This is a genomic window from Actinobaculum suis (genome assembly GCF_900102025.1).
Taxonomy (GTDB): domain Bacteria; phylum Actinomycetota; class Actinomycetes; order Actinomycetales; family Actinomycetaceae; genus Actinobaculum; species Actinobaculum suis.
The window spans coordinates 114291-127272 of record NZ_FNAU01000002.1 but is presented as its reverse complement, the minus strand read 5'-3'; the positions used below and the strand labels follow the sequence as shown (position 1 = coordinate 127272).

9 protein-coding genes are annotated in these 12982 nt (G+C 56.8%); 4 read left to right on the top strand and 5 right to left on the bottom strand.

The window, feature by feature from the left end:
* The first annotated feature begins 85 nt into the window (after positions 1-85).
* Together BLT47_RS01680 and BLT47_RS01675 are read left to right on the top strand one after the other, a co-directional pair.
* On the top strand, positions 86-610 hold the full coding sequence (locus BLT47_RS01680) for a peptidylprolyl isomerase (protein WP_049619763.1): 525 nt from the start codon (positions 86-88) through the stop codon (positions 608-610).
* A gap of 159 nt (positions 611-769) precedes the next feature.
* A complete protein-coding gene (locus BLT47_RS01675) occupies positions 770-1447 on the top strand; it encodes a rhomboid family intramembrane serine protease (protein WP_049619704.1) in 678 nt (225 codons plus the stop codon).
* A gap of 591 nt (positions 1448-2038) precedes the next feature.
* On the opposite strand, the gene BLT47_RS01665 is transcribed toward BLT47_RS01675, so the two are convergent.
* Together BLT47_RS01665 and BLT47_RS01660 are read right to left on the bottom strand one after the other, a co-directional pair.
* Positions 2039-3169, bottom strand: a complete 1131-nt coding sequence (locus BLT47_RS01665; protein ID WP_049619702.1) for a 6-phosphofructokinase — start codon at positions 3167-3169, stop codon at positions 2039-2041.
* A 2023-nt stretch (positions 3170-5192) separates the two neighbouring features.
* The gene (locus BLT47_RS01660; protein WP_082160063.1) at positions 5193-5597 is read right to left on the bottom strand and encodes a cell division protein CrgA; all 405 of its coding nucleotides are present in this window, start codon (positions 5595-5597) and stop codon (positions 5193-5195) included.
* Between the two features lie 488 nt (positions 5598-6085).
* On the opposite strand from BLT47_RS01660, the gene BLT47_RS09405 reads away from it, so the two are divergent.
* Together BLT47_RS09405 and BLT47_RS09255 are read left to right on the top strand one after the other, a co-directional pair.
* Positions 6086-7393, top strand: a complete 1308-nt coding sequence (locus tag BLT47_RS09405) for a class E sortase (protein ID WP_082160062.1) — start codon at positions 6086-6088, stop codon at positions 7391-7393.
* A gap of 4 nt (positions 7394-7397) precedes the next feature.
* On the top strand, positions 7398-7565 hold the full coding sequence (locus BLT47_RS09255; RefSeq protein WP_176700763.1) for a hypothetical protein: 168 nt from the start codon (positions 7398-7400) through the stop codon (positions 7563-7565).
* A gap of 245 nt (positions 7566-7810) precedes the next feature.
* Here BLT47_RS09255 and pknB read toward each other — a convergent pair whose 3' ends face one another.
* The 3 genes from pknB to BLT47_RS01640 are packed head-to-tail and all read right to left on the bottom strand — an operon-like array spanning position 7811 to position 12981.
* A complete protein-coding gene (pknB, locus tag BLT47_RS01650) occupies positions 7811-9796 on the bottom strand; it encodes a Stk1 family PASTA domain-containing Ser/Thr kinase (RefSeq protein ID WP_049619699.1) in 1986 nt (661 codons plus the stop codon).
* A 57-nt stretch (positions 9797-9853) separates the two neighbouring features.
* Positions 9854-11311 (bottom strand): penicillin-binding transpeptidase domain-containing protein, encoded by a 1458-nt coding sequence (locus BLT47_RS01645; protein ID WP_049619698.1) that lies wholly within the window; start codon positions 11309-11311, stop codon positions 9854-9856.
* Positions 11308-12981 carry an FtsW/RodA/SpoVE family cell cycle protein gene (locus BLT47_RS01640; protein ID WP_231583112.1) on the bottom strand — a complete coding sequence of 558 codons (1674 nt, stop codon included), beginning with the start codon at positions 12979-12981 and terminating at the stop codon, positions 11308-11310. Before BLT47_RS01640 ends, BLT47_RS01645 begins: the two co-directional genes overlap by 4 nt.
* Between the last annotated feature and the right edge of the window lies 1 nt (position 12982).

Sequence of the window (12982 nt, the reverse complement as noted above, 5' to 3'; positions counted from 1 at the left end):
CGACCTCACGTTCAAGAGCAACTTTCACAATCGGCCAATTCACATGATGCACACCGAATGGGGTCGGTATGCGATGATATACGCCATGAACGCAGTTTTTCATACGAGTGCCGGCGATATTGCCGTTGAACTATTCCCGGAAGATGCTCCGGAAACCGTCGCGAACTTTACGGAACTCGCGCAAGGAACCCGGACGTGGACGAACCCGCGCACCGGAGAAGAATCTACCGATCCGCTCTACAATGGCACGATTTTCCATCGCGTGATCTCCGGTTTCATGATTCAAGGTGGGGACCCCCTCGGTAACGGTACCGGTGGGCCCGGTTATACGTTCGACGACGAAATCTCTCCGAACCGTACCTTCGAACAGCCGTATGTTTTGGCCATGGCAAATGCGGGCACGCGGATGGGCCGGGGCACCAATGGCTCCCAGTTCTTCATTACCGTGGCTCCGACCCCGTGGTTGCAGGGCAAGCACACTATTTTCGGCCAGGTAACCGACGCGGCTTCGCAGGCGGTAGTAGACCAGATTGCTGAAGTGGCAACCGGTAACAATGACCGTCCGCTCCAAGACGTAGTTATCGAATCCGTCGAAATCGTAAACGAGTAACGCGCGTAGGATCCGCCTCGGAAAAGGCGCAGCCCACTATTCCACCTGCCTACCGGTCTACCGGCTTACCATTTTGGGAGCCGGCCGGTAAGCCAAACTACCGGTCCGCCGGGTTAATAATCCGAGACCACAAAATCTGAGGGCAACTACAGAAAACAGATGAGAGGAAATCTCGGCATGCAAGAAACCGTGCGCCGGAAAACGTGGCGGCCTTGGCTGACCATTACGTTAATAGCCGCGAATGTGCTCGTATACGTGATGGAAATGGTGTGGTCCAATGCGAGCCAGGCCTTGCTTTTTGCGCCGGGCATTGCACAAATTGAGCCTTACCGGTTCCTCTCATCGGCCTTCACCCATTCGGGGTTCTGGCACCTCGTGCTCAATATGTATGCCCTATGGCTAGTGGGCATGTGGCTAGAACGCATGATCGGCCGCTGGCGGTTCGCCTGCATATATTTGCTCTCGGCAATTGCTGGCAATATCTTCGTGCTGCTCGTAGCCACCCCGGGAGAGATGAGTTGGTGGACGGGCGTGGTAGGCGCTTCCGGGGCCGTCTTCGGGCTTTTCGGGGCGCTCTTTGTAGCCCAACGCAGTTTCGGCCGGCGGGACACCCAGCTGGTTGTGGTGATCGCAATCAATTTGATCGTTGGGTTCATTCCCGGCATGAATATCTCGTGGCAGTCCCACGTGGGTGGGCTAATTGCGGGAGCGGTGCTTATGGCCGCCACTTTGCGGCCGCTCAAGCGCGGCCGGAGGGCTAGCGCCATCCGCGATATTGCCGTATATCTGCTCGTGTTGGGAATCTACGCAGCTCTAATTTGGTACGGCTACCGGTAGTTACTATCGGTAGCTTTACTGCCGGTGGTTTTACCGCCGGCAGTTTGACTGAATTTAGTACCGCTCGGAATGCAAAAAATACGAGTACCGCCTAGTATCGCTAGAAATACTAGTACCGCTAGGAAAACAAGAATATGAAGCGTGCGCCGCGCAGGGATCTTCCTTGCGCGGCGTTTCCACATGCGGCGTTTCCACCGAATAGCTGGTTCATTTCCACCGAATAGCAGGTTCTCGCAGAAAGCTGATTCCCGCAGGTGGCGGATTCTCGCAGATGGCGGCTTTATAGGCAAATTCCTTCCACAGTTATCGAACTCGAGTTCGAGTTACATCCATGTAATTATCCACAGCCTTATTCACACCTGGGGATAACTACATCGCTGTAATTCGCACACAGGTTCGAATTCGGTGGATAGTTGCAGCTACCTCGGCCGTGCTTCCGAAGCCGTTTTTTTGGCGTGTTTACGCACAAAAAGCCGCCCGGGCGTTCAAGATCTGCCCGGACGGCTTGGTAGCGCACTAGCAGTGCACCAAATATGTAGTTGTGGATAAATAATGCCCGGGCGAGATTATCGCCGCTGCCGGGCCTACGCCCTAATCGCCGAGGCTGGTGCCAACATTGCGGGCAGCTTCGACCCAGGGATGATCCACGGGGACGAGCTTATCTTTCCCGGCCACTTCAGCCAGAGGTACCGGCACGGCCTCTCCATTGCGGGAAGCAATCATTACTCCGAAATTACCTTCCGCCACTGCATTGGCTCCAGCTCCGCCCAGGAGGGTACCCAAAAGCCGGTCTTGCTGATCGGGTATACCGCCGCGCTGCACGTAGCCGAGCACCGTCACGCGGGCTTCCAAACCGGTAGCGGCTTCCAACTGTTCGGCTACCCGGAAGCTCGAATCGCGTTCATTGGCCTCGATCGTGCGCCGATGTTCCTTCGCCGCTTGCTTTGCTTCCGCATTCTTCGCGTGGGTAACCAGTTCGTTTGCGGCCGCAAGCCGGCGGGCCACTTCCACATTGTGGGCGCCTTCCGCCACGGCAACAACGGAGAAAGGCCGGCCGTGATCGGCCCGGCGTTGGATATACTCCGCGCACTTTTCGATCGTGTACGGGATTTCCGGGATCAGAATAATATCTGCACCCCCGGCAATGCCGGCCCCCAGAGTTAGCCAGCCGGCGCGGTGGCCCATTATTTCCACCACGATAATGCGGTGGTGGGAGTGGGCGGTGGAATGCAGGCGATCAATCGCTTCCGTAGCAATACCTAGGGCTGTGGAAAACCCGAAGCTGGTATCGGTATGCATGATGTCGTTATCGATCGTCTTGGGGAGGTGAATTACCGGTAGCCCGGCATCAACTAAACGCTTCGCGTTTTTGGCGGTGCCACCCCCACCAATCATGACGAGCGCATCGAGCTCATCTTTTTCAAAGTTCTCTTTGATTTGCGGGATTGCGTTGAAGGTACCACCTTCGCCGTCGGGAAACTTGTGCACTTTATCCCGCGAAGTGCCAAGCATGGTGCCACCCATGGTCAAAATTCCGGCGAGGTCTTCGCTACCAAGGCCTTGGAAATTATTGCGTACCAAGCCCGTGATGCCGTTACGGAACCCGATTAGTTCCATACCGTAACGGCCAATTGCCGTTTTCCCGAAGCCGCGGATAGCTGCATTCAGCCCGGGAGAATCACCACCGGCAGTGAGAATACCGACGCGCTTCTTCTTCGACATATCACTTCTCCTCATGGTGGGGATTGCGGATATGACCAGCCTACTCCACGCGGTCTACTCACGAGGCCCGTGCCGGGCCGATGAAAAACTGTTCTCCCCGCAAGCCGCACGTCTTCCGCCATATACCTCACTTACTTCCCTGTATAGGCTTTCTTTTGGCAGATTCAAAAACATCAATGCACGCGGTTTTGGCGTTATCTCAGTTTGACACCTCTGTGGTCTGTTTAATTGATAGCGCTCACTGCGCCAGTAGTTCCATATATTTACTGAATATTCACTGGCGTATAAGACGAATTTCCGTGACGCCAAGCATCGCCATCTGAATAATATACAAGAGGTAACCGATCTCGAGGTAGTTCCACGAATTCATATACCCGCTGAGTTGCCACCAGTTTCCCGTTGATTCATTGGACGTAGTGGCTGAGCATTGTAGGGGCGATACAGACTCGATCCTAAATGCTGGAAACGGCATTTTTGAGATTCGTTCGATACGCTCACTGAGCAATTGAGCGTCATACACTGTTGGTAGATTGACTTCAAGGGTAAACGGAAACTGCCTAGAAGCAGGAGGAGATGGTAAATGCCGAAAGACTTGCCTCGGTTGTACCTTCCCCTGCCCCTCCGGAAAACGTAGAGATACGGTATGGAGATCAAACTCCCCAAGAAAAACCAGTGACTGACATGCCCAGTAAACAAGCGGGACAAGGGCCCGAGGATGCTTATGTGCGATAGTTGCCGACAGTGTGACAGTAGTTTCTAGGGAATCTCCGTGTACGTGATCGAAAGTAGCATCATGAAAAGCCCACGAAAACTCGTTACTTGGATCTAACTGTGGATCATATCCAAGGTCGGCAGAAAGCGATCGAAAAAATTCCCGAATATCAGGCATGTCTAACCGTTCTGTTGTCACAAACATGCCACACCGTTGCGGTCGCTGTTGCGCGTTTGACCCAACTTCCGTTGCTATAGCTCCACAGTTCTGATGTTGTTCTCAGCTTTGGAGCCGAACCCCATTTCAACTCCCATGTCACATGCCCCGAAGCCTGGCTACCAGATTTATGTGGCCAGTGAGCCGTAACTTTTCCAACAAATGTGTTTGCCCGCAGTGCAAAAGTGCTTTTTCTATCAGCACCAAGAAGGCTACCGCCAGCTAGGGCATGAGACCGTACCGGACTATCATCTAAATTCCCAACATACGAGTCCTGCCCTGTTTCGATGCTCGGATCTATAGGATTCCCGTTAGTTGCCGCGTAGGCAGGTACTCCCGTTGAAAACAGAAAGAAAAGAATGACAGCTACCACGCCGGAGCATGTCTTCTTCGACAACAACATGACTGTCCCCTAAATCACACTAAAGCGATGGTGCAGGCCTAGTCCTTCCTGATTCCTAGCGTCAATGGATAACGTGCATGTTAAATTCCTCGTTTGATTCAAGCTTTTTACAGGAGGCAGACCGAGCCCTCTGTCCAGTCGACACGCCGCTAGAAATTCAATCACCCTACCCGAGCGAATCATGCTTAGCCGACCTGCCATTCCGCCGGCGATTTACGTCCAACGCGGAGATGCGATGAGCGGGCAGGGTTTATACAGCGCCATCAGGTTATTGAAGTCGTGGGTAGGGAAATCGTAGTGATGGTTACGCTGGTTAAGTGTTGATGATTTCAAATATTTTTCTGACGATTTCCCAGTTTCGTGTTTTGCGTGGCCGGTCGTTGAGTTCTTCGACTACGGCGTCGAGGTAGTACTCGGAGTAGAAGGATCGTGAATCTGGTGTCGCGCTCTATGAGAGTACCGATCGTGCTTTGGTTACCTGCTTATTATCCGAGAAAGTACGCGTGAGCCACGCAGATATTTGTTCCGGGCCCTGGGTGTTTAGCGAGTTTGTATGCGCTCAGCTCCGCTTAGATAGCAGGCGTGCAGTGGTACAGGTTATGGCATGTTGCCACGGCACCGATCAATACTTGACGCTTCAGAACCTGGCCGGTACAGAAAACCGCTACCGCAAGGCAGGTGGCGAAAATCTACTACCGCCACCCCATGGTCATGAGGAAGCCAACGATGAGCACACCGAAACCAATGAAGAGATTTCCTTGCCCGATCCCGGGAATGGGGAATGCCAGGCCGGAAACGTAGGCCACCACAATAAAGATCAGGCCTACGATCATTAGTGTGCACATTACCGGCGCCCACCAGCTGGGCGAACGGCGCTTTCCGCGCGGTACCTTTGGCTTGCTCGCAGCTTCTTTTTCAGCTTGCGCCCGCTTTTCTTGATCCGCTTTGGTACCCGGGCGGCGCTTTTCGGAAGCACGCACAGTACGACGATGGCGAGTCTTCGAACGACGGCGAGTTTCCGTCACCTCACCTTGCTCATCAACAGCCTCAGCAGCAGGTGTGGAGAGCTCGCTATCGAGATCGTCAGTTCTTGCCATCGTGTCCCTTTCCCATCCAGGCCTTAGAGCTACTCGGACTAGCTTAGCTAAAGTGGCGGTTTTCCACACTTTCTATGCAGACTTCCACCTTCGTGGCTTTGCGCACAGCCGCGAGATACTCTGGTGCAAGCTATGGTGCCAACTATCCGGCCGCCTCGCCATCACCCCGCCTCGCCGGCGCAGAACCACGCCGCCGCCTCACCATAATGCCATGTCACCACACCGCCATGTCACCACACCGCTATGCCGCGAGCTCACCGCCCCGCCACCGCGGAAGCGCACCCCGCTTCCTCGCTATCGCACGTCACCACCGCACCCCGCCACCGTGTTAAGCCGGAAAACGCCGCTTTGGCATTATCTGCCGCAAAGTCCCGTTTTGCCGTTATTTTGCGTTACATGGGCTGCTTTAGGCGAAATGCGCGCGTCATTACTGCGCCCGCTAATTTACAAGGTCTATCCTGAGCGAAGTTATCTCAGATTGGAGTCTCATGTCGGGAAGAAATAACGCTTCCGGGGATCCCCTGGGCGGCCGACACGCGTGGCAAGCCAACGCTAGCTCCCCGCAAGGCGCCGGTGGCCCCTACGGTGCCGGTAGTCCCTACGACGCCGGTAATCCGTACGGCACGGGTTCGCAATCAGGTTCCGCAAATCCTTACGACGCCGGTGACCCTTACGGTACCGGTAATTCTTACGGAACCGGCAACCCGTATGAGGGCACAGCCGGGAGTCCCTACCAAAACGGTGCTGGTAGCCCGTACCAAAGTGGCACCAACAACCCGTACCAAAACGATCCGTACCAAAATTACCCGTACCAAAACGATCCGTACCAAAATTACCCGTACCAAAACGATCCGTACGCTGGTGGTTACGGCACCGGATACGCCGGCCAACCGGATCCGTATGCCACGCAATATGCTCCCGCATACACCTCACAAAGCGGAAGCGAATATCGTGGGGCTCCAGCTCCGCAAACACAACCGGCGTCGGTAGCTTTTGCAGATTGGGAGCAAGACACGAGTTTCGATTATAGCGCCGCCGCTCACTCGGCAGCAGTAGCTGGCCCGGCTCCCACCACACCGCGCCGGCGGGGAAGTTTCTTCAGTAGGCTTCTGGGCGTTATCGGGGAGATTCTTATTACCCTGGGCGTGCTAGTGGGACTCTTTATTTTTTGGCAGCTCTACTACACCGATTTGGGGGCTAATAAAGACCAAGCGAAACAGGTCGAGCAAGCCCAGCACGCGTGGGGAGATCCGAATGCCCAAGAGCGAATCGGTACCCCGCGCTACGACGATCCACCGCCCGCCCGGCACTACACCACCGAAGGCGATATTGAAGGCATCATCTACATCCCAGAATTTGGGAAAGATTGGGCCTACACGATCAAATATGGCGTGGATCTGGAAAACATTATTGATACCGGGAGTTTTGGCCATTACCCGGAAACCCAGTATGTGGGCGAAGTAGGCAATTACGCGATCACCGCGCACCGGCAAACCTACGGGGCGGCAATGCGTGATGTAGACAAGATGCGCGAAGGTGATTCCATCATCGTGCAAACTGAAGACGCCTACTACGTGTACAAGATGGTGGGCTCGGATATCGTCCAACCCACGGCTACGGAAGTTCTATCCCCGAATCCGGGGCATCCGGAACTGCCGGCCGAGAAACGGATGATGACTATCACCACTTGCCACCCGCCCTATGTTTCTAATGAGCGCTGGATTGTGTACGCGCAGTTTGATCACTGGGTAGATCCGCATGACGGCAAACCGGAAGAACTCGTGAAGGGAAAGTAAGAACGTGTACGGATGGATTTGGCGGCACCTACCTGGCCCAACTTGGTTCAAGGTCATCGAGGTCATCATTATTTTGGCGGCTATCATCTACGGCCTGTTTGAGCACCTTTTCCCGTATCTCAACGAACTCATCCGGCCGATCGACACCACGATCAGCCCGGATATGCAATAAATAGCAACCCAGACCAGCTACTCAAAATAGCGACCAATAAACAACGGGTCCCCCGCGTGCTTTTTCGCCGCGGGGGACCCGTTTCTTTTCGCTGTGCCAGCTAGTTTCGCGCCAGCTAGTTCGGTACCTACTAGTACTCAGTTCGGTGCTAGCTAGTTCCGTACCAGCTGGTCCTATACCAGCTAGTTCAGTGCTAACCCGTTCCGTACCAGCTAGTACCGTGCTAGCTCCGCACTAGCTCTGCGCTAGTTTTGCCCCTGGGTGGGGGTGGGGCTGGGCTCCGGTTGCTCGGTGGGCCGGCCGTTTTCACCCGGCTGTTGCGGCACGCCGGGCTCGCGGGTGGGCTCTGGCGCGGGTTGCCGGTAGTTACCCACGTAGATCGTCACCTGCGTGCCCTGGGATACCGCGCGGCCTGCTTCAATCGAAGTATCGACCACCACGTTATGCAAAGACTCGTCCTGCACCGGCTGTTCGATCTGGTTGATAACCGTCAATCCAGCCGCAGAAAGCTCTTGCTGCGCCGAAGCGGGGCTCATTCCCGTCACATCCGGCACGGTGGTCAGGCCCGTGGAAATATGTACGGTGACCTGCGTATTGGGCGAAACGCGTTCTCCGGATGCCGGCACGGTAGCTACAATCCGATCCTTCGCGGTACTCGGATCATTCACCTGCTGCTGGTCGCCAATAGAAAGATTCGCGTTCTCCAAGGCCGAACGTGCCTGTTCGAAAGTCATGCCCGTTACGTCCGGGACGGTCACTGCCGAAGGCCCGGAGGAGAAACGCACCGTCACCGTAGAACCGGCCTCCACGCGGGCACCCACTGCCGGATCGGCGGAAACAAATTCACCCTTGGCTATCGAATCGGAAGCCTGATCGGTGCCGCGCTTGAACACTAGACCAGCGTTTTCCACTTCTCGCTTGGCTTGAGATTCCGTCATGCCTGCCAGATCCGGTACGGATACCAACTGGGCTTGGGTGGCAGTTGGAGTCGGCTCGGGTTCGGGGCTCTTATTACCCCAAATCAACCAGGCACCCACCGCGGCAGCAACCACGAGGAGTACCACAGCCAACCAGATGGCCCAACGGCTCTTCTTGGCCGGCGATTCTTCTTCCTCTTTACCTCCCACCGCGGCCTGGGTGGCCGTATTTTGCGTAAGCTGCTGGTTGGTGGGGTATCCGGCGGCCCCGTAGGGGCCGGCGCCCGCGTACTGTTGGGCGGTTTGTGCCCCGTACGCCTGGGTGGGTGCGCCATAAGCCTGGGTAGGAGCCCCGGCCTGGGCACCATAAGCTTGCGTGGCCGCACCGGCGGCGAGCCCGGCGGCAGCACCCGCGGCCCCGGCCGCCCACGAACCGACGGCGGGGGCGGAAACGCCCTCGCCGCGTGCCGCCGCGAGCAGATCGTTGCGGAATTCGGCGGCCGTTTGGTAACGCTCTTCGCGGTTCTTGGCCAAAGCCTTCATGATTACGCGGTCAATCGCATCCGGAATATCGGGAGCGATTTGCGAGGCCGGTTGCGGGGTTTCCGAAACGTGCTGGTAGGCCACGGCCACTGCGGAATCACCCACGAAAGGCGGCCGGCCCGTCAAGAGTTCATAAAGCACGCAGCCGGTGGAGTACAGGTCAGATCGTGCATCCACCACTTCGCCGCGGGCTTGCTCTGGGGAAAGATATTGGGCGGTACCTACCACCGAGTTGGTTTGCGTCATGGTGGCGGCAGAATCGGCAATAGCCCGGGCGATCCCGAAGTCCATCACCTTTACCTTGCCGTCCGTGGTGAGCATGATATTGCCCGGTTTAATATCGCGGTGGATGATCCCTTCCCGGTGCGAATATTCGAGGGCGGCAAGCACGCCTACCACAATCTGCACGGCTTCCCCGATCGGTACCGGATCCCCGCCCTCCAGCAGGGAGGCAACCGTGCGTCCCTTCACCAGTTCCATAACGATATATGGCAGAGGAACGCGCTGGCCGGTAGCGGAAACTACGGATTCTTCACCGGTGTCATACACGGACACAATCGAGGGATGGTTGAGCGCCGCCGCCGATTGCGCTTCGCGCCGGAACCGCGCCAAGAATGTGGCATCTTGTGCCAAATCCGCGCGCAAGATTTTAATCGCGACGGTGCGAGAGAGCCGGGTGTCATAACCGCGGTGTACTTCGGCCATGCCACCGCGCCCGATAAGGTCTCCGACTTCGTATCGGCTTCCGAGTACGCGGGGGATTTCAGTCACGTCGCGTCACCTTCCTTGTTGCCGTTGTTCCTTGCCTGTGCATCGTTTTCCTTGAGCCTAGCTCAGCTTAGTTTCCAGAATCTTCTTCGCGATGGGTGCACTTACCGAACCCCCATCCCCATACCATCCAGCATGCCCGGAATTCTCCACCAAAACGGTGATCGAATAAGTGCGACCATTAATGCTGGCATTAGCCACGAACCACGTATGCGGCGGAGTGTTCGCATCAATCTCCGCGGTTCCGGTTTTGCCTTGCACATCCACCCCTTCGATGGCGGCGCGATGCCCGGTACCGTTCTTGACCTCATCCGACATCATCACCTGCATGTAATGCGCGGTGTCTTTACTCATGGCCCTTCCCATCGATTCCGGTTTGGTTTCCGAGATCGGTTCGAGATCAGCCGTCAAGGTTCTTTTCACCAGATGGGGCCGCATAAGTTCGCCGTCGTTCGCGATCGCCATGGCGATCATCGTCATCTGCATCGGGGTGACGCGGATGTCCCGCTGACCGAAGGAATCCATGGCCAACGCGGCGGCGTCTTCCGGTTGCGGGAACCGGGAAGCTGAAACTGGCAGGGGCGTGGTAAGCGGGGCATTGAACCCGAACTTCTCCGCCTGCTTGATCATGGCGTCCGCACCTACTTGCACGCCGCCAATGGCGAAAGGCGTGTTACAAGATTGTGCGAACGCCTGGTTGAGAGTTACCTGCCCGGATCCGTCCCCGCACGCCAACTGGCCGGGGTTGTAGATCACGTGCGAGGTGCCTGGCGGGGAATATTCGCGCGGAGCTTCCACCAAAGAATCCGGGGTCAAACCCAAATTTTCGATCATCGCCACCGCGGTAAGCAGTTTGAAAGAGGAGCCCGGCGCGTACTGATCGCCGCCCGTTGCGCGGTCCACCAAGGGCTTTTCCGGATCCTTAGAAAGCTGGTCGAAAGCCTTTTCGGCATTACTGCGCGAATGGTCGGCCATCACGTTCGGGTCGTAGCCGGGGCTCGAATATTGAGTGAGGATTTCCCCGGTGTGCGCGTCCGCGATCACCACGGCGCCGCGTTGCCCATCCATCGCCTTTTCCGCGGCTTCCTGCAACTGCGGGTCAATAGTAAGTTCGACGCCGCCGCCCTGCGGTTCTGCGCCCGTAAACAATTCCTGCAGGCGTTGAATCGCCAAGGAATCGTCGGAACCGGCCAGTACTCCATCCATGGCCGCTTCCGTGCCCGTCATGGAATTAAAAGCGGTGGAGAAATATCCGGTGAGGTTCGAATAGAGCGGACCTTGGTGGTAAACCCGCTGGAACGAATACGTATCGTTCACCGGTTCGGAACTGGCAATAGCTTCCCCGCCCACAATAATCGGCCCGCGTTTGGTGCCGTACTGGTTGTACAGTGCCCGCACATTCCACGGGTTCGCGTTCAAAGACTTCGCTTGGAAGAACTGAATATACGTAGTAGACGCCGCCAAGGCCAGGAACATAACGCAAATGACGGCCACGAGTTGCCGAATCGGTCGATTCACGGTTGCACCACTCCTCGCCACGGTTCTGCTTGGTGGCCCCCGGCCGGTTTCGTTGGGTAGTCGCCGCGCGGCATAGTTGACTGCTCGCCACGCTGCTCCGCCAAGTACCCGCCACCACGCGGCGCGGTTTCCTGCTCGCCCTGGGCGCTCGGCGCGGTTTCCTGCTCGCCAAAAGCGTGCGGCGCCGTGGGTTGTGCGTCGTCGTACCCGCTACCGCGCGGGCCCGTTTGCCCACCATTGCTGTAGCTTCCCCAGCCCAACCCGGAGGCGACGCTGTTCGTCCCGGTTTCGGGGCCGCTGGCTTTGATGATGGCCTCGAGTTCTTCAGTGGAGGGTTGGCTGGTGGTTTCGGCGGGGCGGCGCGAAGAATCGGAGAGGCGGAGCAACAGGCCGACGACGATCCAATTGGAGATTAGGGCGGATCCGCCTTGCGCGAGGAAGGGTAGGGCCAGGCCGGTAAGCGGAATGAGCCGCGTGACCCCGCCGATCACAATGAAACATTGGATGGCGATCACGAAGGAAAGCCCGGAGGCCAAAAGTTTGCCAAACCCATCGCGCAATTGGATGGCGGTACGCATACCCCGCCCTACAAAAAGCAGGTAGAGGGAGAGGATTGCCATTACGCCTATCAGGCCGATTTCTTCCGCAAAGGAAGCGAAAATGAAATCAGATTGGGCGGCATATACCAAATTCGGGTGACCTTGCCCTAAACCGGTACCTACCAAACCTCCGGAAGACATTCCGAACCAGGCTTGGACCAGCTGGTAGGAACCGCCCCGGCCTTCGTAAATCTCAGGGTTGAAGGCGTCGAGCCACACCGCGAAACGTGCTCGTACGTGCGGCACCGTGGTAGCCACGAAGGCGACGCCGCCTACCGTAAGCACCGCCCCGATAGCCAACCAGCTCACTCGTTCCGTAGCTACCCAGAGCATGGCCACAAAGAGCCCGAAGAACAGCAGCGTAGTCCCGAAATCGCGCTGGAACACCAGGATGCCCATGCACATCGCCCAGGCCACCAAAATTGGCACAATATGGCGAAGTTTAGGTAAGCGGATCCCTAAAAATTTCGGGCCGGCCAAGGAAAGATTGTCGCGTTCGGCTACCAGGTAGGAGGCGAAGAAAATCGCGAAACAAATTTTGGCAAGTTCGGCCGGTTGGAAAGAAAACCCGGCGATGTGGATCCACAAGCGCGCGCCATTAATAGTTCTGCCGATGCCGGGAAGCATGGGCAAAAGCAGCAGGCCAATACCGCAGGCCAGGGAAGTCCACTTGTAATTACGCAAAACCCGATAGTTACGGGTGAGCATTACCGTGAGCACGAAGAGCACTAGGCCCGCGCCGGTCAAAATCAGTTGCGAACGCGAACCGAGAGTTTCGGCAGCGGCGTCCACCCGATAAATCATGGCCAAGCCGAGCACATTCAGGCACAGTGCGATCGGGAACAACACCGGGTCTGCATAGGGGACCATCCACCGGATAAGCAGATGGACTATGAGCACGAACAGGCCGCCTCCGGCTGCGAGCAAAGTAAATTTCGGGGGTGTACCGTCATTGCCTAGCCCGTCCCACACTAGCCAGAAGGCAAGCAGGCCCAAGCCGAGCGCGGCCACCAAAAGCAATAATTCGGGCACGCGCCCTTTCCGGGCAGGAGCAGTAAGTACAACACTCATG

What these genes read in the sequence shown, in the direction of transcription:
- BLT47_RS01680 (WP_049619763.1), top strand. Translation starts at nt 86, where the DNA reads ATGAACGCAGTTTTTCATACGAGTGCCGGCGATATTGCCGTTGAACTA.
- BLT47_RS01675 (WP_049619704.1), top strand. Translation starts at nt 770, where the DNA reads ATGAGAGGAAATCTCGGCATGCAAGAAACCGTGCGCCGGAAAACGTGG.
- BLT47_RS01665 (WP_049619702.1), bottom strand. Translation starts at nt 3,169, where the DNA reads ATGTCGAAGAAGAAGCGCGTCGGTATTCTCACTGCCGGTGGTGATTCT.
- BLT47_RS01660 (WP_082160063.1), bottom strand. Translation starts at nt 5,597, where the DNA reads ATGGCAAGAACTGACGATCTCGATAGCGAGCTCTCCACACCTGCTGCT.
- BLT47_RS09405 (WP_082160062.1), top strand. Translation starts at nt 6,086, where the DNA reads ATGTCGGGAAGAAATAACGCTTCCGGGGATCCCCTGGGCGGCCGACAC.
- BLT47_RS01640 (WP_231583112.1), bottom strand. Translation starts at nt 12,981, where the DNA reads ATGAGTGTTGTACTTACTGCTCCTGCCCGGAAAGGGCGCGTGCCCGAA.